The sequence below is a fragment of the Mycobacterium sp. NGS68 genome (assembly GCF_059812195.1).
This window is the reverse complement of the sequence record NZ_JCALCE010000024.1, coordinates 45037-67056: the sequence shown is the minus strand read 5'-3', so window position 1 is coordinate 67056 and position 22020 is coordinate 45037. Positions and strand designations below refer to the sequence as shown.

Sequence of the window (22020 nt, the reverse complement as noted above, 5' to 3'; positions counted from 1 at the left end):
GGATGGGTGCGCCGGCTACGTCCGTCTGGCTGATCTCGGCGTACTCGCTGGCGCTGGTCGCCATCGGGTGGGGCTTCGACGGGATGGCGCGGCGGGCCTCGGCGCACGCGGCGCGTTGGCGCACCGGCCAATTCGTGTACCGGCCCGATCACGACGCCTGGGTCTGTCCCCAGGACCACTGGCTGTGGCCGACGTCGTTCGATCCCAAGCACCGGGTGATGCGCTATCGCGCGCTGCCGGTGGTGTGCAACAGCTGCCCGGTCAAATCTGGTTGCACCGCATCGGATCACGGCCGCGAGATCAGCCGCGAGATCGATCCGTGGCCGCACTCCGATGCCGGGCGGTTCCATCGCGGGATCGCCTGCAGCGTGGCCGCCCTGGGCGTGGTGCTGCCGCTGGCAACGCTGATAACCAGCCATTCCGTCAGTGAGGTGCTGGTCCTGACGTCGACGGTGCTGGTGGTCGTGCTGCTGGGGCTGCCGCTGGCGCGGCATCTGTGGAACACTCCGTCCAACGCGCCGGAACACCTGCCGCACCGCACCGCTCTGGAAGACCAGGTGGCCGCCGCGATCGACCAGTACTCGACCCGCTGGGGCAGCTGGGAAGGCAAGGAGGACAAGACATCGACACCGGAACCCTGATCGTCGTCGCCGTCGCGGTGATCGCGGCGCTGACCGTGCTCGCGCTGTTTTCCACAACCGTGCTGCGCGAGTACGAGCGCGGGGTGGTGTTCCGGATGGGCCACGTGCGTCCGCTCTACGAACCCGGGTTGCGGTTCCTGATTCCCTTGGTGGACAAGCTGATTCGGGTCGACCAGCGACTGGTGACACTGACCATCCCGCCGCAGGAGCTGATCACCCGTGACAACGTGCCGGCGCGGGTCAACGCGGTCGTGATGTTCACGGTAGTGGATCCGCTGAAAGCGATTCTGGCGGTGGAGAACTACGCGGTGGCGACCTCGCAGATCGCCCAGACGACGTTGCGTTCGCTACTGGGCCGCGCGGACCTGGACACCCTGCTGGCCCACCGCGAGGACCTCAACAGCGACCTGCGCACGATCATCGAGAAGATGACCGAGCCGTGGGGCGTGCAGGTTCGGGTAGTGGAGATCAAGGACGTCGAAATCCCCGAGTCGATGCAGCGGGCGATGGCCCGCGAGGCCGAGGCCGAACGCGAGCGGCGCGCGAAAGTCATCAATGCGCGCGGCGAACTGCAGGCCTCAGAGGAGCTGCGGGAAGCCGCCGAAACCCTTTCCAAGAGCCCGGCGTCACTGCAGTTGCGATACCTGCAAACGCTGTTGGAGCTGGGGGCGGATCAGAATTCGACGGTGGTCTTCCCGCTGCCGGTCGACATCATCACGCCGTTCCTGCGGCATCCGGAGTTGCTGAAGAGCGTCGCCGACAGTTTCGACGGCCGCTAATACCACCGGCCAGAGTCGTCGCGCCGCCCAGGCGATTCGCCCGGCGCGAACCACCAATTGTCGGGATTCTTGGGCGAATACACCACCGACATCAATTGGCCCATGGACGGCCATCGGTCGACATCCACAGCCATCCGCTGATACACCGCGTGCTCGTTGACGTTGGGCCCGTTGATGACACCGGCGATGGTGACGTACTGCACGCCCGTCGCGTCGGGGCGCGGGCTCACGCCCGTGACCAGCAGCGTGCCGGACAGCACCTCACCGCGCGGACCGCGCCGGATGAATCGCGGGCCCAGCAGCACCGCCAGGGCACAGAGCAACAGGAGTAGAACAACGAATTCCCACACCCCGCCATGGTAGGACTGCTGGCATGAGCCGAACCGACGACGATCTGACGCTGGCGCTATCGCTGGCCGACCGCGCAGACCGGCTGACCACGGCCCGGTTCGGCGCCCTCGACCTGCGCGTCGACACCAAACCGGACCTGACGCCGGTGACCGACGCCGACCGGGCGGTCGAATCCGACCTGCGTGAAGCGCTCGCGCGCGACCGGACCGACGACAGCGTCCTCGGCGAGGAGTTCGGTGGCACAACGGCTTTCACGGGGCGTCAGTGGGTGATCGACCCGATCGACGGCACCAAGAACTTCGTGCGCGGGGTGCCGGTCTGGGCCAGCCTGATCGCGCTGCTCGACGACGGCGTGCCCGTCGTCGGCGTCGTCAGCGCGCCGGCCCTGCAGCGCCGGTGGTGGGCGGCGCGCGGCCAGGGCGCGTTCGCCGCGGCCAACGGTGCGCCGCCGCGTCGGCTCACCGTTTCCTCGGTGCCGGAACTGGGTTCGGCGAGCCTGTCATTTTCCAGCCTGTCGGGGTGGGCGCAGCGCGGCCTGCGCGAGCGTTTCGTCGCACTGACCGACGCCGTGTGGCGGGTGCGCGCCTACGGCGACTTCCTGTCGTACTGCCTGGTGGCCGAGGGTGCCGTCGACATCGCCGCCGAACCCGAGGTGTCGCTGTGGGATCTGGCGGCGCTGGACATCGTGGTGCGCGAGGCCGGCGGCCAGTTCACCGATTTGAACGGAGCCGTCGGCCCGCACGGCGGCAGCGCGGTCGCGACCAACGGCCTGCTGCAGGAACCGGTGCTGACCAGCCTGGACGCCGCGTCGGTGTGAATTAACTAACACGGCGCTAGCTATCTTACTCCGGAGTAAGATACGGTTATTCGCATCGCCCCAACGACAGAGGCTGCTGACATGACCGAAACTCTGCCCAGTTCCAACTCCCGCTCCAAGCGCCGCGCCCCCGCGTCCGGCGTCGGGCTGCAGCCGCACAAGCGCACCGGGATCGACATCGCACTGTCGGTGCTCGCGCCGATCGCCGGCCAGGACTTCCTGGACAAATACCGCCTACGCGATCCGTTCAACCGGACGCTGCGCTACGGCGTGGACAAGATGTTCTCCACCATGGGCGCGACCAGCCGTCAGTTCAAGCGGGTGCAGAACCTGCGCGGCGCGCCGACGAGGCTGAAGTCCAGCGCCAAGAACTACTTCGACCTGACGCCCGACGAAGACCAGAAGATGATCGTCGAGACCGTCAACGAATTCGCCGCGGAGCTGCTGCGCCCGGCGGCGCACGACGCCGACGAGGCCGCGACCTACCCGGCCGACCTGATCGGCAAGGCGGCCGAGCTGGGCATCACCGCGATCAACATTCCCGAGGATTTCGACGGCATCGCCGCGCACCGCTCCACCGTGACCAACGTGCTGGTGGCCGAGGCGCTGGCGTACGGCGACATGGGTCTGGCGCTGCCGATCCTGGCTCCCGGCGGCGTCGCGTCCGCGCTGACCCACTGGGGCAGCGCCGATCAGCAGGCCACCTACCTCGCTGAGTTCGCGGGCGACAATGTCCCGCAGGCCTGCGTGGCCATCGCCGAGCCGCATCCGTTGTTCGACCCCACCAGGCTGAAGACCACCGCGGTGCGGACGCCATCCGGATACCGGCTCGACGGTGTCAAGTCGTTGGTGCCGGCGGCGGCCGACGCCGAGCTGTTCATCGTCGCCGCGCAGCTGAACAGCAGGCCGGCACTGTTCATCGTCGAGTCGTCGACCAAGGGCCTGACCGTCAAGGCCGACCCAAGCATGGGCGTGCGCGCCGCGGCGTTGGGTCAGGTTGAGCTGAACGGTGTTTCGGTGCCGCTGAATGCCCGGCTCGGCGAGGACGCGGCGAGCGATGCCGACTACTCGGAGGCCATCGCGCTGTCCCGGCTGGGCTGGGCCGCACTGGCGGTCGGCACGTCGCACGCGGTACTGGACTACGTCGTTCCCTACGTCAAGGAGCGGCAGGCATTCGGCGAGCCGATCGCCCATCGTCAGGCGGTCGCGTTCATGTGCGCCAACATCGCGATCGAGCTCGACGGGCTGCGGCTGATCACCTGGCGTGGCGCCGCGCGGGCCGAGCAGGGCCTGCCGTTCGCGCGGGAGGCGGCGCTGGCCAAGCGCCTCGGCGCCGACAAGGGCATGCAGATCGGCCTGGACGGCGTGCAGTTGCTCGGCGGCCACGGCTACACGAAGGAACACCCGGTCGAGCGCTGGTACCGCGACCTGCGGGCCATCGGCGTCGCCGAGGGCGTCGTCCTCATCTAGGTCCTCATCTGACCCGGACCCGACCTAACGAAAGATCAATCATGGCAATCAATCTCGAGCTACCGCGCAAGCTGCAAACGGTGATCGTCAAGACCCACCAGGGCGCCGCGGAATTCATGCGGCCGATCGGCCGCAAGTACGACCTGAAGGAACACACCCGCCCCGTCGAACTCGACACCCTGATCAGCCTGTTCGAGGGCGCCTCCGCGTCGCAGGGATTGGCCGGTGCCGACTCGCTGCGCGACGACGACGAGGCCAGGGACGAAAACCACAACGGCGCCAACATGGCCGCGGTGGTGCAGGCCCTCGAGGCCAGCTGGGGTGACGTGGCGATGATGCTGTCGCTGCCGTACCAGGGCCTGGGCAACGCCGCAATTTCCGCGGTCGCCACCGACGAGCAGCTGGAACGCCTGGGCAAGGTCTGGGCGGCGATGGCCATCACCGAGCCCGGATTCGGGTCGGACTCGGCCGCGGTGACGACGACCGCGACCCTCGACGGCGACGAGTACGTGATCAACGGCGAGAAGATCTTCGTCACCGCCGGTTCGCGCGCCACCCACATCGTGGTGTGGGCCACGCTGGACAAGTCGCAGGGGCGCGCGGCGATCAAGTCGTTCGTCGTGCCGCGCGAACACCCCGGGGTGACGGTCGAACGGCTCGAGCACAAGCTCGGCATCAAGGCGTCCGACACGGCGGTCATCCGATTCGACAATGCCCGCATCCCGAAGGACAACCTCCTGGGCAACCCGGAAATCGAAGTGGGCAAGGGCTTTTCCGGGGTCATGGAGACCTTCGACAACACCCGGCCGATCGTCGCCGCGATGGCCGTCGGGATCGGCCGGGCCGCGCTCGAGGAGATTCGCAAGATCCTCAACGATGCCGGCGTGGAGATCGACTACGACCGGCCGTCGCACGCCCAGAGCGCCGCCGCCGCGGAATTCCTGCGGATGGAAGCCGACTGGGAGGCCAGCTACCTGCTGACGCTGCGGGCGGCATGGCAGGCCGACAACAACATCCCCAACTCCAAAGAGGCCTCAATCAGCAAGGCCAAGGCCGGTCGGATGGCCAGCGACGTCACGCTGAAGTCGGTCGAATTGGCCGGCACCACCGGCTATTCCGAGCAGTCGCTGCTGGAGAAGTGGGGCCGCGACTCCAAGATCCTGGACATCTTCGAGGGCACGCAGCAGATCCAGCAACTGGTGGTCGCGCGCCGCCTGCTGGGCCTGTCGTCGGCGGAACTCAAGTAAGGCCCCGCTCGCCCTCCTTCGTGAGCTCCAACGCGATGTCGATCAGCACATCCTCCTGCCCGCCGACCACGCCGCGGCGCCCGGCCTCTTCCAGCAGCGTGCGGGCGTCGACGCCATAGCGCGCCGCGGCCGCCTCGGAATGGCGCAGGAAGCTGGAGTAGACGCCGGCATAGCCCAGCGTCAACGTTTCCCGGTCGACCCGGATCGGCCGCTCCTGCATCGGGCGCACGACGTCGTCGGCGGCGTCTTGCAGCGCGTGCAGATCGCAGCCGTGATTCCAGCCGAGCCGATCGGCGGCGGCGACGAACACCTCCAACGGAGCGTTGCCCGCCCCGGCGCCCATGCCCGCCAGCGAGGCATCGACGCGGACGGCGCCGTGCTCGACGGCGACGATGGAGTTGGCGACCCCCAGCGACAGGTTGTGATGCGCGTGGATGCCGATCTCCGTTGCGGGAAGCAGGATTTGGCGCAGCGCATCGACGCGCTCGGCGACGTCACGCATGGTCATGGCACCACCCGAGTCGACGACGTAGACGCACGTCGCGCCATACCCTTCCAGCAGGCGGGCCTGCTCGGCCAACGTCATCGGGGTCGTCATGTGGCTCAGCATCAGAAAGCCCACCGCGTCCATGCCCAGCTCGCGGGCCGCACAGAGGTATCGGGCGGCGACGTCGGCCTCCGTGCAGTGCGTGCCCACGCGGACCACGGAGGCGCCCGCGCGGTGCGCGTCCCTCAGGTTGGCGACGCTGCCGATGCCGGGCAGGAGCAGGGTGGCGACCCTGGCGCGGTTGACGACGCCGGCGACGGCCTCGATCCATTCCAGGTCGGTGTGTGCGCCGAAGCCGTAGATGCAGCTGGACCCGCCGAGCCCGTCGCCGTGGGCGACTTCGACGGAGTGCACGCCCGCCTCGTCCAGCGCCCGGGCGATGGCGGTGGCCTGAGCGACGCTGTATTGGTGGCGCACGGCGTGCATGCCGTCGCGCAGGGTGACGTCGCTGATGTACAGGTCGGGAATCATGTTCGGGCTCCGATGGTTTCGCCGACATAAGCGCCGATGATCCGCTCCGCGGCGGCCAGCGCCGCCGACGTTATCGTGCCGACGCCGCCGGCGGCGATCTCGAGCAGGACGGTGACCTTGGTACCGACGAACTTGCCGGTCTCGGGAATGTAGAGGCAGTTGTCCGCGTCGAACGTCTCGAACTGCACCGCGTGCTTGACTCGGTAGCCGGGCACGTAGGCGCTGACCCGGTCGACCATGGCGAGCACATCCGCCTCGGCCATCCGTCGATCGACGGGACCGTCGACGAGGCAGAAGACGGTGGTGCGCATCAGTATTGGCGGGTCGGCGGGGTTGAGCAGCAGCACCGCCTTGGCGCGCTGGGCGCCGCCCACCGCTTCCAGTGCGGCGACCGTGGCCTGGTTGGACTCGTCGATGCTGGCGCGCGCGTCCGGACCGGCGGACACCGCCGAGATCGACGTGACCGCTTCGGCGTACGACACGATGCCGCTGCGCCCCACCGCGGCGACGACCGGCACCGCCGCCTGCGCCGCGGACGTGGCCAGGCTCAGGCGCGTGCCGAGATGGTCGGCCATGTTGACCGCGGGCACGCAGTAGGGCCCGGTTGCGGTGGGCGTGAGATCGAGGACGAGCCTGGGGTCGTCGTCGGGCCCGGCCACGGTCAGCGGGCCGGCGGCCTGCGTGATCTTCGCCTTCAGGTCGGTGGCCACGTCGTCCGTCCCGACGATCGCCACCGGCCATTGTGTGGTCATGTGCCTGCCCTACCCGAAGGTCAGCGCGACGGCCCCGAGGCCGTCGATGGTCGCGGCGGCGTGATCGCCGGCATGGACGAAGGCGGCCGTGGTGAACGATCCGGACATGACCACCTGGCCGGGCAGCAACTCGGTGCCGAACGGGGCCACCGCGTTGGCCAACCACGCGACGGCCACGGCGGGGTCGCCGAGCACCGCCGAGCCCAGGCCGGTGTCGATCTCGATACCGTTGAGCGACAACGACGCCCGCGCGCCCGGCAGGTCGATTCCGTCGTCAAAGGGCACCCAGTCCCCCAGCACGACGGCACCGGAGCTGGCGTTGTCGGCGACGGTGTCGGGCAGGGTCAGTCGCCAGTCGGCGATCCGGCTGTCGACGATCTCCAGCGCCACCGCGACCGCCTCGGTCGCGGCGCGCACGTCGTCGGCCGTGACGCCCGGTCCGCGCAACGGCCGCCGCAGCAGGAAGGCGACCTCGGGTTCGACGCGCGGCGCGCAGAACCGCGCGGCCGGCGCCTCCGCGTGCCGGGGCAGCACCATGTCGTCGAGCAGGTAGCCGAAGTCGGGCTCGTCGACCCCGAGCAGCTGCTGCATCGGCGCCGACGTCAGCCCGATCTTGTGGCCGACCAGGGTGCGCCCCTCGCGCAGCCTGCGGGCCAGGTTGTGCTGCTGGATGGCGTAGGCGTCGGCGACGCTCAAGCCCGGATACCGCTCCGTGAGCGGGTCGATGGGCGCCCGGCCGATCTGGGCGGCGTGCAGCAGGTCGGCGGCCTCGCCGACGTCGATCGCGGTGAGTCTCATCGTTATTCCTTCTCGTCGGTCATCCGGCGGGCCAGGGCGTAGGTCGCCTGTCCGTGTCTCTCGAACAAGCCGAGCAGGTCGACCGCGTCGCCGCCGATCTCCTTCGCGATGAACAGGCCGTCGGCGCCGGCCATCAAATACGACGCCAGCTGATGCGTCTGCGACTCGGTCAGGCCGGGCACGACCTGCCGAAGGCTTTCTATCAGCTGTTCGAACGCCCGCGCGCGAACCTGGAGGAACATCGTGCGGGCGCGGGGTTCGACGGGCCGGCGTTCCAGACTCAGCATCATGCCCAGCCGCAGGAAGTCGGGCGAATCCAAAAACGTCTTGGCGGTGCGGCTCGCCACCTCATCGAAGTACTGCCGGACAGCCTCGTCCGACAGGTGCGCCGGCGGCTCGGGTAGGTGCCACGCCGCCAGCCAGGCGCCGAAGCTGCGCTCGATGATCGCGGCGATCAGGTCGTCCTTGTCCTTGAAGTGCCAGTAGATCGAGCTGGCGGGCAACCCGCAGTTGGCGCTCACCAGCGCGATGCTGGTGCCCTCGTAGCCGCGTTCGGCCGCGATCGCGGTGGCCGCATCGAGGATCCGGGTGCGCGACAACTCGCCGTCCGCCCGGCTGCGACGGGGTTTGCGCGTCTCCTTCGGCATTTCACCTCCGGTCAGGTCTTGACTCCGTAACGATCACTACATTACCGTAGCGATCACTACAGTACAACCCCTGGAAGGCGGCAGTGATGGAGCCAGCAAACTACGGCGCGAAGTATGACGTAGCGATCGTCGGCTACGGACCCACCGGCGCCACCGCGGCCAACCTTCTGGGTCAGCTCGGGCTGAAAGTGCTTGTCATCGAGCGTGATCCGGACATCTACGGACGGGCGCGGGCGATTTCGACCGACGAGGAGGTCATGCGCATCTGGCAGTCGGTCGGCTTGGCCGACCGACTGCAGCAGGACATGCTGCCGGACCGGCCGCTCGCGTTCGTCGGCGCCGACGGCCGGCCGTTCATCCACCTGAAGATCACCCCGCGCGGCAGCGGGCATCCGCCGCAGCAGTTCCTGTACCAGCCCGCGGTGGACCGGGTGCTGCGCGAGGGCGTGGTCCGGTTCGACAACGTCGAGGTGCTGGTCGAGCACGAATGCCTGCGGGCCGTGAACAAGGGTGACGAGGTCGAGCTGATGCTGGCGGACCTGCGCACCGACACGTTCAAGCGGGTCCGCGCGTCGTACGTGATCGCCGCCGACGGCGGCTCCTCGCCGACCCGCGGCCAGCTGGGTGTCGGCTACTCCGGACGCACCTACGCCGAACGCTGGGTCGTCATCGACACCAAGGTCATACGGCAATGGGACGCGCACGACCGGCTGCGCTTCCACTGCAACCCCGCCCGGCCCACCGTCGACTGCCCCACCCCGCTCGGCCACCACCGCTGGGAGTATCCGGCCCGCGACTGCGAAGACGACCAGCGACTGACCTCCGACGAAGCGGTCTGGAAGGTGCTCAACGCGCAGGGCATCACCGAGGAGGACGCCAAGATCCTGCGCGCCGTCGTCTACTGCCACCACGTCCGCGTCGCCGAGCGCTGGCGCGTCGGGCGCGTCTTCCTCGCCGGCGACGCCGCCCACGCCATGCCGCCGTGGATCGGCCAGGGCATGTCGGCGGGCGTGCGGGACGCGGCCAACCTGTGCTGGAAGCTCGCCGCCGTGCTGCGCGGGCAGGCGCCCGACTCGCTGCTGGACTCTTATCAGGCCGAACGCAAGCCGCACGTCACCGAGGTGACCCGGCGCGCGGTCTTCGTCGGCCGCATCATCACCGAACGCAACAAAGTCGTTGCCGCGCTGCGTAATCGCGCCGGCCGCTCCCTCACCCGGCTGCCCGCGCTGATGGCATACCTGCAGAAATACATGTGGATCCCGGAGGCGCGCTACGCCGACGGCTTCCTGGCCGGCGGACACCCCGCCGTCGGCAGCCAGATCCCGCAGCCGTGGGTGCTCGACACCCACGGCGCGACCGTCCGCCTAGACGACGCCCTGGGCCACCGGTGGACGGTGCTGCACACCGGTGAGACGCCGGCGGGCGGCCAGCAGTGGACGGACCGCGGCGTGCCGGCTCTTCGGTTGTGCGGGCCCGAATCCGCCTTACGGTCCGGCACCATCCGCGACATGGGCGGCGCCCTCGTGGCCTGGCTGCAGCGACGGGACGCCGCGGCCGTCGTGCTGCGTCCGGACGGATTCATCTATGCCGCAGCCAAACCCGGGCAGGTGCTGCCCGAACCCCCCACCGGCTACGCGCTCACCACCGCGACCACCCCCACCAAGATCGGAGCCCTCGCATGACCGCTACCGCATTGGACGAACGCACCATCACGGTCGCGACCAAGCCAATCTTCTTCGCCGAGGCCGGCAGCGGGCCCCCGGTGCTGCTGCTGCACGGCGGCGGGCCCGGCGCGTCGGGGGTGTCCAACTACTCGCGCAACATCGACACGCTGGCGCGGCACTTCCGGGTCATCGTGCCCGACATGCCCGGATACGGCCGCTCCGACAAGGGGATTGACCAGTCCGATCCCTTCGGCTATCTGGCCGACGCGATCCGCGGGCTGCTCGACGAACTCGGCATCCGCTCCGCGCATCTGGTCGGCAACTCCTACGGTGGTGCCGCCGCGCTGCGGTTGGCGCTGGACACCCCGGACCGGGTGGACCGGCTGGTGCTGATGGGTCCCGGCGGCATCGGGACCACCCGCGGCGCACCGACCGCCGGGCTGAAGAGCCTGTTCTCCTACTACGGCGGTGAGGGCCCCACCCGCGACAAGCTGGAAAGCTTCATCCGCACCTATCTCGTCTACGACGGCGCTTCCGTTCCCGACGACCTGATCGGGTTGCGGTATGCGGCGTCGATCGATCCGGAGGTGGTGGCCAACCCGCCGCTGCGCCGGCCGTCCGGGCTGCGCACGCTGTGGCGCATGGACCTCACCCGCGACAAGCGCCTGCGCCGCCTGGCGACGCCGACGCTGGTGCTCTGGGGGCGGGACGACAAGGTCAACCGGCCCTCCGGCGGACCGATGCTGCTCAACCGGATGCCCAACGCCGAGCTGGTGATGACCTCGCGCACCGGCCACTGGATGCAGTGGGAGCGTGCCGAGCTGTTCAACCGCCTGGTTGTCGAATTCCTCTCCGGCAAAGCGGGTTTCGCATCATGATCGCCACACTGACGCAATCGGTGTTCGGGGCGGTGCACTTGGGCTACATCGTCGTCGAGACCGAGAGGTTCGCCGACTGGCGGCGCTTCGGGCGCGACGCGGTCGGGATGCACGTCGACGACACTCTTTCCGATGTCCTGCGGTTCCGCCTCGACGACAACGAATGCCGCTTCTTGCTGCAACGCGGTCCGGCCGAGGACGTGGTGGCCCTCGGCTGGCAACTCGATGACCACGAGGCCTTCGACGAAGTCGTGCGCCGGGTGCGTGGTCATGGCGTGCCCGTCACGCACGGCAGCGCCGAGGAAGCAGCGTTGCGCGGAGTGGAACGGATGGCGCGCTTCCCGGGACCCAACGGGCTGACGCAGGAGATCTTCACGCGCGCGCACACCGCCGCGAACCCGCTGGACATGGCGGTCCGGGGCGGCTTTGTCACCGGCGAGCACGGGATCGGTCATGTCGCCATCACATCGAAGAAGCCCGATCAGGTGCGCGGCTACTTCGGCACGGTCTTCGACGCCCGGCTCACCGATTACATCGACGAAACCATCAGCGGACTGAAGTTCAAGATTCGATTTCTGCGCGTGAACCAACGACACCACTCGGTGGCGATCGCGGCCGTGAACCGCCTGCCCATCAACCCGATCCGCACGCGGGTGCAGCACCTCAACATTCAGGTGGCCGATCTCGACGACATGGTCGCGTCGTATCAGCGGGTCAATGAGCTCGGTTTCCGCATGGCGCTCGGGGTCGGGCAGCACACCAACGACCGCGAACTGTCCTACTATGCGATGACGCCCTCCGGATTCGAGTGGGAAGTCGGCTGGAACCCGATCGTGGTCGACGAAACGACCTGGGAGCCAACGACGCATCAGGGCATCAGCATCTGGGGCCACACCCGTGCCGGCGAGAAGATCATCGACAAGCTGGCTCAGTTCAAGACGGCCGGCCAGTCCTTGCTGCGCCGGGAGGCGGATGTCCTGACCGGGCCAGGGAATAGGAGCGCCTGATGCCCCGAATCGACACCCATCACCACATGATTCCGCCCGACTACCGAAAGGCGTTGCGGGCGGAGGGCATCAGCGACGCGGGCGGACGGGCGATGCCGGACTGGAGTCCGGAAGGCTCGCTGCACACCATGGCCGAGGTGGGCATCGCCGCGGCCGTGCTGTCCGTGTCCGCGCCGGGGACCACGTTTCTGCGCGCTCCGGCCGACGCCGCAGCGCTCGCGCGCGATCTCAACGACTACGGCGCGCAGGTCGTCAAGGACCATCCCGACAGGTTCGGCTTCTTCGCCACCATGCCGATGCCACACCTCGACGAGTCCGTCACGGAGGCGGTACGCGCGCTCGACGACCTGGACGCCGACGGGGTGGTGTTACTGGCCAACCACGCCGGCGTCTACATCGGCGAGGAGGGTCAAGACCCCCTGTTCGCCGCGCTCGACGCACGCTCGGCGGCGGTGTTCATTCATCCGGCCGAACTGCCCGGGCCTACCCCGCCGGGCATCACGCCCTGGGCCACCGACTTCCTGCTCGACACCACGCGATCGGCATACCTGTTGGTGCGCAACGGGGTTCGGCAGCGCTATCCGAACATCAAGTTCGTCCTCAGCCATGCCGGCGGTTTCGTGCCGTATGCCGCCTACCGGATGGCGATGGGGATCACGGCCGACACGGGCCGCAACCCCGCCGAATCGCTCGACGAACTCTCCGGCTTCTACTTCGACACCGCGCTGTCCTCGACGCCCGCGGCGCTGCCATCGCTGCTCGCCTTCGCCAAGCCGGGCCACATCACCTTCGGGTCCGACTGGCCGTTCGCTCCGCTGGAAGTCGCGCAGTTGATCACCGCCGGGTTGGGGAACTATCCGGGACTCGACGCGGACAGCCGCGCGGCGATCGACCGCAGCACCGCGCTGACGCTGTTCCCGAGATTTGCCACAGCGCCGCCGCCCATTTCCTAGCCGGCTTGGCGGCGGGATTGCTCACGGAGCGGACCCACGGCAATTGCTCAGGAGATCAATACGGCCACTTGATTATTCACACGGGCGTCAACGGGTCACGATTTAGCGGCGATCGCAGATTCGTGGTTTTACAGGCCGTATCGTGGGTATTAACTCACGACAGTCGACGGGCCGGCTGGTCGCGTGTGTGATTGAGACCGGGGGGTCTACCCATGATCGAACGAGCCGCCCTGACCCTTGCGCTTGGCAATTCCCGCTCTCAGCGGGAGCAGGAACTGCTCACGTCACATCTCGAAGCGCTGGAATCGATTACGCGACTACGTTCGGCGCTGGAGGCCGTGCTGTCGGCGCTCGATGCGGTGGACGACAACCACTTCCAGAAGGCCATCGACGAACTCATCCGGCTGGAGGAGTTGTAAGCGCCGGCATTGGATTCGTCAGCCGGCGACGGCGTCCAAGCGCGCACGGGCGTCGTCGTCGAGTTCGACGGAGCCGACGGCCAGGTTCTCCTCCAGGTGCGCCACCGACGAGGTGCCGGGGATCAGCAGGACGTTGGGCGCCACGCTCAGCGTCCACGCCAGCGCGACCTGCGCCGGCGTGCGGCCGAGCCCTTCGGCGACGCTGCTCAGCTCCGGATTGCTCAGCACCGGGTTGGGCCGCATGAAGGCCGCGCCCAGCGGAAAGAACGGCACGAACGCGATCCCCCGCTGCCGGCACTCCTCCAGCACGTCCGCGGATGACCGGTGGACGAGGTTGAAAGCGTTTTGCACACAGGCGATGTCGGTGCGTTCCAGGGCATGTCGCAGATGTGTCAACTTCACCTCGCTCAGCCCGATGCCACCGATCAGCCCTTCGTCGCGCGCCGCGATCATGGCCGAAAGCTGCTCGTCGAACAGCTGATCCGGCCCCTCGCTTTCGAACAGCCGCAGGTTGACGACGGCCAGTTGCTCGATGCCAAGGGTCCGCAGGTTGGTTTCGATGTCACGGCGCAATGCCGCGGGCTCCGACGCCGCCAGCCACCCGCCCTCGTCGTCGCGGCGTCCGCCCACCTTGCTCACCAGCGCCAGGTTCTCCGGATACGGGTGCAGCGCCTCCCGAATGAGCTCATTGGAGACGTCGGGACCGTAGAACTGGGCGGTGTCGATGTGGTTGACGCCGAGGTCGACGGCCCGCCGCAGCACCGCCAGCGCCTCGTCCCGGTCGCGCGGCGGGCCGAACGCGTTGGGCCCCGGCAACTGCATCGCCCCGAACCCGACCCTGGCGACCGAAAACCGACCAAGCGGAAATGTGTCCATCTGCGAAGGCTAGCCGGGCGGCGGTCCGGGTCGCGGCCTTCTGCCCGCCGAACGTGAAGGCACTGCGAAACCGGGCCGGTTATTTCGCGGGGAATTCACGCTCGGCGCATGGCCACCCCTTGGCCGCGGCAGCTCGACCAGGTGCGGGTCGCGGGCGGCTTCCGAACCGGCAGTAACGTGTCCGGCATGCGCGCGGCACAGGTGACGAGGCTGGACGGTCCGGATGCGATCGAGGTCGGTGAGGTCGACGAACCCACCGGAGACGGCGTGGTGGTGGAGGTGCACGCCGCCGGCGTCGCATTCCCGGACGCGCTGCTGACCCGCGGCCTCTACCAGTACCGCCCGGACCCGCCGTTCGTGCTGGGCGCCGAGATCGCCGGTGTGGTGCGCTCCGCGCCGGCCGGTAGCTCGTGGAAGGCGGGCGACCGGGTGCTCGGGCTGACGATGCTCACCGGCGGCATGGCCGAGGTCGCCGTGCTGGACCCCGACCGGACGTTCCGGCTGCCGGACAACGTCAGCTTCGAGGCGGGCGCCGGCGTGCTGTTCAACGACCTCACCGTCTACTTCTCGCTGACCGTGCGCGGGCGGCTGCAGAAGGGTGAGACGGTGCTGGTGCACGGCGCGGCCGGCGGGATCGGGACGTCGGCGCTGCGGCTGGCGCCCGCGCTCGGGGCGTCGCGCACGATCGCGGTGGTCAGCACCGAGGAGAAGGGCGAGATCGCGACGGCCGCCGGGGCAACCGACGTGGTGCTCGCCGACGGCTTCAAGGACGCGGTCAAGGAACTGACCAACGGCCGCGGCGTCGACATCGTCGTGGATCCCGTTGGGGGTGACCGGTTCACCGATTCGCTGCGCTCGCTGGCTCCGGCGGGCCGGCTGCTGGTCATCGGCTTCACCGGCGGCGAAATCCCGACGGTGAAGGTAAATCGGCTGCTGCTCAACAATATTGACGTAGTCGGGGTCGGCTGGGGCGCCTGGGCGGGGAAGCATCCCGGCGCGCTGGCCGAGCAGTGGGCCGCGCTCGAGGCGCTGCTCACCTCCGGCGAGCTGTCCGCGCCCGAGCCGGAGGTCTACCCGCTCGCCGAGGCCGCCGCGGCCGTCGCGTCGCTGGAGAACCGCAGCGCCAAGGGCAAGGTCGTGCTGCGCGTGCGCAGTGATCGAGCCCAATAGTCGCCGGTGCGGCATCACAACTATGCGGCAAAAGCGATCGACTGGAACGCTTTTCGAGGGCCCTGACAGGCCCGGGTAACCACTCGTCGGATTCGCCTTAGTCGCCGGTGCGGGTGAACGTCTCGTCGAGAGCCTGGCTGCTACACCTCGTGCCCGGACCCGCCTCCATGAAGCCGTGGCCCTTGAGTAATGCGATTGGATTCTGGGGTGGTTGGGGAAACGGCAGCGTGACGGTGAAGGTGCTGCGGTAGGTGCCGCCAGTTAAGCAGGTCATATCTGCTGTGGCGTTCCGAACCCATGTCCCGTTTTCAAAGACGAATTGTTCGCCGAGCCCGTCCTTGGGATCGAGGAAGTAGCTCATGCATCGGTCGCCCGTGCGTAGACAGTCGGTTCGTACCCCAAACTGGGAAACATACTTTGCTCCGCCCGAATAGTTAACTTTCGATTCGTAACGGCCGTAAAGAGCTTCTGCCGGTGACACCACGCGCGGCGCTAGGGCGGCAGGATCGGGGAGCAGCGTAATGTTCGTGTCCCCGGTCCGACTGAAGGCTATGGTCCGTCTGCGGAAACAGCCGTTCCGCGTGCCTTGAGTCCATTCGCCCGACATACTTCCATCCGGCTGTGGTTGCAATGAGATCGCATTCCAGTCTTCGGCCTCGGCTCGATCCGTGCAACCTCGTCGTGCGGTGCTGAGGGCGAGCCAGCGCCCGCCGACATTGTCAAAAACCAACTCCTTCGCGGGATACTGACCGCCCGTGGCCGCGGTGGCGACGCAGCCGTGGCCATTACATACCGACCGAAGCCGCCACGTCTCGGAGAATGCCGCGGCACCAGGCTCGTCCGTTACCGGTGCCCCGTCCCCTTTGAGCATGGGCCCCATGCCCACGGTGAAGGTTCCGGTGAACGGGCCGCTGTTGGGGACCGCCGTGCTGGTCGGCGCGGCGCTCGGCCGATCATCGTTGCCCGCGTGGCTGTTTCGGGTCAGCACCAACCCGGCGACGACGGCGATGACCACGACGACGGCCCCGACGCCGACGAAGGCCATCCAACGTCCCTTACGGGGCTTTGCCGCGCCGGCCGGCTGCGCTGGCGCGAGAGCGGTCGGAGGCTGGGCCGGTGGCGCCGAGGGCGACAGAAGAGTCTGGGCGTGGTGGGGCGCCAGCGCTGTGGCGGTTGCGTCGGTGGGGTTGGTCGTCGCGGCGGCGCGCGCGGCGTGGGCGAGGTCTTTGACGGTTTGGAAACGCTCGTCGGGGTTCTTGGCCATCCCCCTGGCGACGACGGCGTCCATCGAGGTGGGCACCGTGGGCTGCAGTGCCGAGGGGCGTGGCGGTGGCTCGGTGACGTGCGCGGCGATCTGTCGCTCCAGGCTGGCGGCGGGGAACGGCTGGCTGCCGGTCAGGCACTCGTGCAGCACGCAGGCCAGGGCGTAAACGTCGGAACGTGCGTCGATCTGGTCGGTCGAAAGTCGCTCGGGTGCCATGTAGGCCCAGGTGCCGATGACGTTGCCCGTATTGGTCAATTTGGAATCGTTGGCGCCGCGCGCGATGCCGAAGTCGATCAGGTAGGCGAAGTCCTCGTCGTCGACCAGCACGTTGGAAGGCTTGACGTCGCGGTGCACCAGCCCGATCTTGTGCGCGGCCTGCAGCGCCGAGGCGACCTGTTCGATGATCGACACCGCGCGGGGCAGCGGCAGCGGGCCCTCGGTGATGATCTGATGCAGGTCGCGGCCCTCGATCAGGCGCATATCGACATACAGCCGGCCGTCGATCTCCCCGAACTGATGGATCGGCACGACGTGCGGGTTGGCCAACCCGGCGGCGGCAAACGCTTCGCGGCGGAACCGCTGCTCGAAGGCCGGGTCGTCGGCGAGCTGCGCCGGCAGGACCTTCACCGCGACGACACGCTGGGTTTCGACGTCGAACGCGCGCCACACCTCGCCCATGCCGCCGCGGCCCAGCAACTCGATCAGGCGGTACCGCCCGAATGGCGTGCCGCCGACGTCAGCTTCCACTGTTGATTCCCCTTGATGCGGACATTCCCCGAGATCAGACGATAGGGGGTGAACCGTCCTCGCGTGGCGGAATGTCGCGACACAACCCTTGTGCGAGTCAAAAAGAAAAAGTAATGTCACTTTCAGTTTTGTAGGTCGACCTCCGGGAAGTAATTCATGGAATCCTTCGTTCACCTGCGCAAAGGCAAGACACCGCGGCGCCTGCACGCCGATCTCGACGGCCTCAAGGACGACGAGCTGGGGCGCGGCGGCTTCACCGGGCGCACCGCCAACATCTACCGTCGCCACGACCCCACCGCCTACCGCGCCGTCGGGCCGCTGCGGCCCCTTGACGTGCTCGCCGACCAGCTCAAACCCAGCGACGCGACCGATGCCAACGGCGGACCGCTGCTCATGTTCAGCAACGCCGACTGCCGCATCCTGCTGAGCCGCCGCCACGAGGCGATGCCGTTCTACACCCGCCACGTCGACGGCGACCTGCTGTGCTTCGTGCACTCCGGCGCCGGGCTGCTGGAAACCGAATTCGGGCCGCTGCACTACCGGGCTGGCGACTGGGTCTACATCCCGAAGGCCTGCACCTGGCGCCAAATCCCGGATGCCGAAACGACTTTGCTGATGGTCGAGGCCACCGACGAGTTCCGGGTGCCGCCGCCCGGCCAGCTGGGCCGGCACTTCCCGTTCGACCCGTCGCAGGCCACCATCCCCGACCCAGAACCCATCGAGGACGACGGGCGCGACGAGTACGAAGTCCGGCTCATCCATGAGGGTGGTCCGACGACCCTTTATTACCAACACAATCCGATCGACGTAGAGGGCTGGCGCGGCGACAACTTCGCGTTCACGTTCAACATCGCCGACTACAACGTCGTCACCTCCAACAGCGTGCACCTGCCGCCGACGGTGCACCTGTTCATGCAGGCAACCGGCGTCTACGTGATGAACTTCCTGCCGAAGCCGGCCGAGGGCATCCCCGGCACCGAGCGCACGCCCTGGTATCACCGCAACGTCGACTACGACGAGATCGCGTTCTTCCACGGCGGCTCGCTCTACGGCATCCCGATGCCGCCGGGCCTGATTTCGCATGCGCCGCAGGGGGTTCACCACGGCGCGCCGGAGAAGGCCCGCGAACGCGCGCGCCGCAAGTTCGACGACTACACGAACGTCGACTGGCAGGTGATCGCGATCGACACCCGCCGCCGCCTCACCCCGTCGCCCGAAGTACTGGCCCACGACCTAGGACAACACCAATGACACACGCCGTGAAACACGAGTACGACCGCATCCCCTATCTCGTTGCCTTCCAGAACAATTCGGGTGTCCGCGACGTGTACGGCGGGCTCGCCGAGATCACCGTGCTGGAGAGCTACCTGCTCAAGCCGAAGGACCGGCCGAGCGACACCGTGCTGGTGTTCATGCACCCGATCGGCGGCGGCGCCTACCTGCCGATGATCAACGCGCTGGCCCGCGCCGGCCACCACGTCATCTACTGCAACAGCCGGTTCCGCGGCACCGACTCGGCGCTGCTGATGGAGAAGGTGGTCGAGGACCTCGGCGAATGCATCAAGGACGCCAAGAAGCGGCTGGGCTACGACAGGGTGGTGCTGGCCGGGTGGAGCGGCGGCGGCTCGCTGTCGGTGTTCTACCAGCAGCAGGCCCAGCACGCGACCATCACGTCCAGCCCATCCGGCGACGGCCCCGATCTGACGGCGCTGGAGCTGCCGCCCGCCGACGGCATCATGCTGCTGGCCGCGCACATCAGCCGGCACGGCACGCTCACCGAGTGGCTGGACGCGTCGATCCTCGACGAAGCCGATCCCACCAAGCGCGATCCCGAGCTGGACCTGTACAACCCGGACAACCCCAACCAGCCGCCCTACACCGAGGAGTTCCTGGCCCGCTACCGCGACGCGCAGATCGAGCGCAACCGCCGCATCACCCGGTGGGTGCACCGGAAACTGGACGAGCTGAAGGCGGCGGGCCGCCCGGACGACGAGTTCGGCTTCGTCGTGCACGGCACCATGGCCGACCCGCGCTGGCTGGACCCCGCCGTCGACCCCAACGAACGCAAGCCGGGGACCTGCTACCTGGGCGATCCCCAGGTGGTGAACATGAGCCCGGTCGGGCTGGCGCGCTTCTCCACGCTGCGCGGCTGGCTGTCGCAGTGGAGCTACGACGAGGCCCGCGGCGACGGCGTGCAGTGCGGTAAGGATCTGGCGATCCCCGCGCTGGTGATCGGCAACCTGGCCGACGACGCCTGCACGCCCAGCCACACCCGTCGGTTGTACGAGGCGATCGGCCACCCCGACAAGGAGATGCACGAGATCCCCGGCGCCACACACTATTACGCGGGTCCCGACCAGCGTGACCAGCTGCGCCAGGCCGTCGAGATCGTCACCGACTGGCTGACCCGGCACGGGTTCACTCAATGACCGGTCCGCTGGACGGCATCCGGGTGCTCGAGCTGGGCACCCTGATCGCCGGTCCGTTCGCGGGGCGGCTGCTCGGCGACATGGGCGCCGACGTCATCAAGGTGGAGCCGCCCGGCGCAGCGGACCCGTTGCGCACCTGGGGCCAGGCCGAGGTCGACGGGCAGCACGTGTTCTGGACCGTGCACGCGCGCAACAAGCGGGCCGTCACGCTCGACCTGCGCAAGCCGGCCGGCCGCGAGCTGTTCCTGGAGCTCGTCGAGAAGTCCGACATCGTGGTGGAGAACTTCCGGCCGGGCACGCTGGAGAAGTGGGACCTGGGCTACGACGTGCTCAGCGAACGCAATCCGGGCATCATCCTGGTCCGGGTGTCCGGCTACGGCCAGACCGGGCCCGACGCGCACAAGGCCGGCTACGCCTCGGTGGCCGAGGCGGCCAGCGGGCTGCGGCACCTCAACGGCTTCCCGGGCGGCCCGCCGCCCCGGCTGGCGCTGTCGCTGGGCGACACGCTGGCCGGCATGTTCGGCGCGCAGGGGGCGATGGCCGCGCTGTACCGCCGCAGCGTCACCGGCCGCGGTCAGGTGGTCGACGTCGCGCTCACCGAATCCTGTTTGGCGGTACAGGAATCCACGATTCCCGACTACGACGTCGGCGGCGTGGTGCGCGGGCCGTCGGGCACCCGGCTGGAGGGCATCGCGCCGTCGAACATCTACCGCAGCGCCGACGGCTCGTGGGTGGTGATCGCGGCCAACCAGGACACTGTGTTCGCCCGCCTCTGCAAGGCGATGGGCCGCCCCGAACTGGCCACCGATGACCGGTTCGCCACCCACGTCGCCCGCGGCCGCAACCAGGACGAACTCGACGAGATCATCGGCGCGTGGGCCGCGGCGCGGCAACCCGGCGACATCATCGAAACCCTGTCCGCGGCGGGCGTGATCTCCGGTCCGATCAACACGGTCGCCGAGGTGGTCGACGACCCGCAGCTGCGCGCCCGCGGCATGCTGGTCGAACACTTCGATGAGCGGCTCGGGCGCCCCGTCCTCGGCCCCGGCATCGTACCGGTGCTCTCCGAATCCCCCGGCGCCGTGCGCAATGCCGGCCCCGCGCGCCCGGGACAACACAACGACGACGTCTACACCGGGCTGCTGGGCAGGAGCGCCGAGGAGCTCGCGGGGCTGCACAACGAGGGGGTGCTGTGAGCACACACGTCGACATCCGCGAGGTGTCGCTACGCGACGGCCTGCAGATCGAGCAGCCAATCCCGTTGTCGGCCAAGCTGGAACTGCTGGCCGCGGTGGCCGCCACGGGGGTGCGCGAGGTGGAGGCGACGGCGTTCGTCTCGCCGTCGAAGGTGCCCTCGATGGCCGACGCCGCCGAGCTGGCCGCCGAGCTGCGCAACTACCCCGACATCGAATTCTCCGCCCTGGTTGCCAGCCCGAACGGCGCCAAGCGGGCCATCGCCGCCGGGCTGCGGTCGATCGAATACGTCGTGGCCGCCGACGATTCGTTCAGCAAGCGCAACGTCGGGCGCACCAGCGCCGAAGCGACCGAGCAGATCGGCGAGATCGTCGCCATCGCGCACGACGCGGACGTCACCGTCGAGGTCATCGTCGCCACCGCGTGGGACTCTCCCTTCGAAGGACCCACCCCGCCGCAGCGGGTGCTCGACATCGCCGCGACCGCACGCGACCGGGGCGTCGACCGGTTCTCGATCGCCGACACCATCGGCACCGCCACCCCACGGCGGGTGAGTTCGCTGATCTCCCAACTGCGTCCGGTGCTCGGCGACATGCCGCTCGGCGGCCATTTTCACAACACCCGCGGGGCGGGGTTGGCCAGCGCGTACGCGGCCGTCGGCGCCGGCGTCACCCGGCTGGACGCGTCGGTCGGCGGCCTGGGCGGCTGCCCGTTCGCGCCGGGCGCCACCGGCAACATCGCGACCGAGGACCTGGTGTACCTGTTGCGCGACAGCGACATCGACGTCGACGTCGACCTGCAGGCGGCGATCGAGGCGGCACGGGTGGCCAGATCCGTCGTCGGCCACGATCTGCCGAGTGCGCTGCTACGCGCCGGCGACCGGATCCTGGGCTGAGCCG

22 protein-coding genes are annotated in these 22020 nt (G+C 68.6%); 15 read left to right on the top strand and 7 right to left on the bottom strand.

Going from position 1 to position 22020, the window contains the following annotated elements:
- Positions 1–2: 2 nt before the first annotated feature.
- Together AC5Y5V_RS22915 and AC5Y5V_RS22910 are read left to right on the top strand one after the other, a co-directional pair.
- Positions 3–641 carry a hypothetical protein gene (locus AC5Y5V_RS22915; protein ID WP_499940208.1) on the top strand — a complete coding sequence of 213 codons (639 nt, stop codon included), beginning with the start codon at positions 3–5 and terminating at the stop codon, positions 639–641.
- Positions 638–1420 carry a slipin family protein gene (locus AC5Y5V_RS22910; RefSeq protein WP_499940233.1) on the top strand — a complete coding sequence of 261 codons (783 nt, stop codon included), beginning with the start codon at positions 638–640 and terminating at the stop codon, positions 1418–1420. The genes AC5Y5V_RS22915 and AC5Y5V_RS22910 overlap by 4 nt, the downstream gene beginning before the upstream one ends.
- Here the strand turns inward: AC5Y5V_RS22910 and AC5Y5V_RS22905 are convergent.
- A complete protein-coding gene (locus AC5Y5V_RS22905; protein ID WP_499940207.1) occupies positions 1417–1770 on the bottom strand; it encodes a hypothetical protein in 354 nt (117 codons plus the stop codon). The genes AC5Y5V_RS22910 and AC5Y5V_RS22905 overlap by 4 nt on opposite strands.
- A 23-nt stretch (positions 1771–1793) precedes the next feature.
- Here AC5Y5V_RS22905 and hisN point away from each other — a divergent pair, with 23 nt between their 5' ends.
- The 3 genes from hisN to AC5Y5V_RS22890 are packed head-to-tail and all read left to right on the top strand — an operon-like array spanning position 1794 to position 5305.
- Positions 1794–2588: a histidinol-phosphatase gene (hisN, locus tag AC5Y5V_RS22900; protein ID WP_499940206.1), complete on the top strand. Its 795-nt coding sequence runs from the start codon at positions 1794–1796 to the stop codon at positions 2586–2588.
- Positions 2589–2642: 54 nt separating this feature from the next.
- Complete coding sequence (locus tag AC5Y5V_RS22895) at positions 2643–4058, top strand: acyl-CoA dehydrogenase family protein (RefSeq protein ID WP_499940232.1); 1416 nt, start codon at positions 2643–2645, stop codon at positions 4056–4058.
- A gap of 41 nt (positions 4059–4099) precedes the next feature.
- Positions 4100–5305 (top strand): acyl-CoA dehydrogenase family protein, encoded by a 1206-nt coding sequence (locus tag AC5Y5V_RS22890; protein WP_499940205.1) that lies wholly within the window; start codon positions 4100–4102, stop codon positions 5303–5305.
- Here AC5Y5V_RS22890 and dmpG read toward each other — a convergent pair.
- From dmpG to AC5Y5V_RS22870, 4 genes are read right to left on the bottom strand one after another with little or no spacing between them, the layout of a single operon-like run.
- On the bottom strand, positions 5298–6323 hold the full coding sequence (dmpG, locus tag AC5Y5V_RS22885; RefSeq protein WP_499940204.1) for a 4-hydroxy-2-oxovalerate aldolase: 1026 nt from the start codon (positions 6321–6323) through the stop codon (positions 5298–5300). The genes AC5Y5V_RS22890 and dmpG overlap by 8 nt on opposite strands.
- Complete coding sequence (locus AC5Y5V_RS22880; protein WP_499940203.1) at positions 6320–7075, bottom strand: acetaldehyde dehydrogenase (acetylating); 756 nt, start codon at positions 7073–7075, stop codon at positions 6320–6322. The genes dmpG and AC5Y5V_RS22880 overlap by 4 nt, the downstream gene beginning before the upstream one ends.
- Before the next feature lie 9 nt (positions 7076–7084).
- Positions 7085–7873 (bottom strand): 2-keto-4-pentenoate hydratase, encoded by a 789-nt coding sequence (locus tag AC5Y5V_RS22875; protein ID WP_499940202.1) that lies wholly within the window; start codon positions 7871–7873, stop codon positions 7085–7087.
- Between the two features lie 2 nt (positions 7874–7875).
- On the bottom strand, positions 7876–8520 hold the full coding sequence (locus tag AC5Y5V_RS22870; protein WP_499940201.1) for a TetR/AcrR family transcriptional regulator: 645 nt from the start codon (positions 8518–8520) through the stop codon (positions 7876–7878).
- A gap of 86 nt (positions 8521–8606) precedes the next feature.
- On the opposite strand from AC5Y5V_RS22870, the gene AC5Y5V_RS22865 reads away from it, so the two are divergent.
- The 5 genes from AC5Y5V_RS22865 (at position 8607) to AC5Y5V_RS22845 (ending at position 13441) form a co-directional block, all read left to right on the top strand.
- Complete coding sequence (locus tag AC5Y5V_RS22865) at positions 8607–10202, top strand: bifunctional 3-(3-hydroxy-phenyl)propionate/3-hydroxycinnamic acid hydroxylase (protein WP_499940200.1); 1596 nt, start codon at positions 8607–8609, stop codon at positions 10200–10202.
- Positions 10199–11062: an alpha/beta fold hydrolase gene (locus AC5Y5V_RS22860; RefSeq protein WP_499940199.1), complete on the top strand. Its 864-nt coding sequence runs from the start codon at positions 10199–10201 to the stop codon at positions 11060–11062. Before AC5Y5V_RS22865 ends, AC5Y5V_RS22860 begins: the two co-directional genes overlap by 4 nt.
- Positions 11059–12069, top strand: coding sequence for a VOC family protein (locus AC5Y5V_RS22855; RefSeq protein WP_499940198.1), 1011 nt, complete (start codon positions 11059–11061; stop codon positions 12067–12069). Before AC5Y5V_RS22860 ends, AC5Y5V_RS22855 begins: the two co-directional genes overlap by 4 nt.
- The gene (locus tag AC5Y5V_RS22850) at positions 12069–13022 is read left to right on the top strand and encodes an amidohydrolase family protein (protein WP_499940197.1); all 954 of its coding nucleotides are present in this window, start codon (positions 12069–12071) and stop codon (positions 13020–13022) included. The genes AC5Y5V_RS22855 and AC5Y5V_RS22850 overlap by 1 nt, the downstream gene beginning before the upstream one ends.
- Before the next feature lie 212 nt (positions 13023–13234).
- Entirely contained in the window at positions 13235–13441 is a 207-nt protein-coding gene (locus AC5Y5V_RS22845; protein ID WP_499940196.1) for a hypothetical protein, read from the top strand.
- An 18-nt stretch (positions 13442–13459) separates the two neighbouring features.
- Here the strand turns inward: AC5Y5V_RS22845 and AC5Y5V_RS22840 are convergent, their stop codons facing one another.
- Positions 13460–14317: an oxidoreductase gene (locus AC5Y5V_RS22840; RefSeq protein WP_499940195.1), complete on the bottom strand. Its 858-nt coding sequence runs from the start codon at positions 14315–14317 to the stop codon at positions 13460–13462.
- A 186-nt stretch (positions 14318–14503) separates the two neighbouring features.
- Between AC5Y5V_RS22840 and AC5Y5V_RS22835 the strand changes: the two genes are divergently transcribed.
- Positions 14504–15487 (top strand): NADPH:quinone oxidoreductase family protein, encoded by a 984-nt coding sequence (locus AC5Y5V_RS22835; protein WP_499940231.1) that lies wholly within the window; start codon positions 14504–14506, stop codon positions 15485–15487.
- A 97-nt stretch (positions 15488–15584) separates the two neighbouring features.
- Here AC5Y5V_RS22835 and AC5Y5V_RS22830 read toward each other — a convergent pair whose 3' ends face one another.
- Positions 15585–17498 (bottom strand): serine/threonine-protein kinase, encoded by a 1914-nt coding sequence (locus tag AC5Y5V_RS22830; RefSeq protein ID WP_499940194.1) that lies wholly within the window; start codon positions 17496–17498, stop codon positions 15585–15587.
- A gap of 156 nt (positions 17499–17654) precedes the next feature.
- On the opposite strand from AC5Y5V_RS22830, the gene AC5Y5V_RS22825 reads away from it, so the two are divergent.
- The 4 genes from AC5Y5V_RS22825 to AC5Y5V_RS22810 are packed head-to-tail and all read left to right on the top strand — an operon-like array spanning position 17655 to position 22016.
- On the top strand, positions 17655–18749 hold the full coding sequence (locus tag AC5Y5V_RS22825; protein ID WP_499940193.1) for a homogentisate 1,2-dioxygenase: 1095 nt from the start codon (positions 17655–17657) through the stop codon (positions 18747–18749).
- Positions 18746–19927 (top strand): alpha/beta hydrolase, encoded by a 1182-nt coding sequence (locus AC5Y5V_RS22820; RefSeq protein WP_499940192.1) that lies wholly within the window; start codon positions 18746–18748, stop codon positions 19925–19927. The genes AC5Y5V_RS22825 and AC5Y5V_RS22820 overlap by 4 nt, the downstream gene beginning before the upstream one ends.
- The gene (locus AC5Y5V_RS22815; RefSeq protein WP_499940191.1) at positions 19924–21123 is read left to right on the top strand and encodes a CaiB/BaiF CoA transferase family protein; all 1200 of its coding nucleotides are present in this window, start codon (positions 19924–19926) and stop codon (positions 21121–21123) included. Before AC5Y5V_RS22820 ends, AC5Y5V_RS22815 begins: the two co-directional genes overlap by 4 nt.
- Positions 21120–22016, top strand: coding sequence for a hydroxymethylglutaryl-CoA lyase (locus AC5Y5V_RS22810; RefSeq protein WP_499940190.1), 897 nt, complete (start codon positions 21120–21122; stop codon positions 22014–22016). The genes AC5Y5V_RS22815 and AC5Y5V_RS22810 overlap by 4 nt, the downstream gene beginning before the upstream one ends.
- Positions 22017–22020 lie beyond the last annotated feature (4 nt).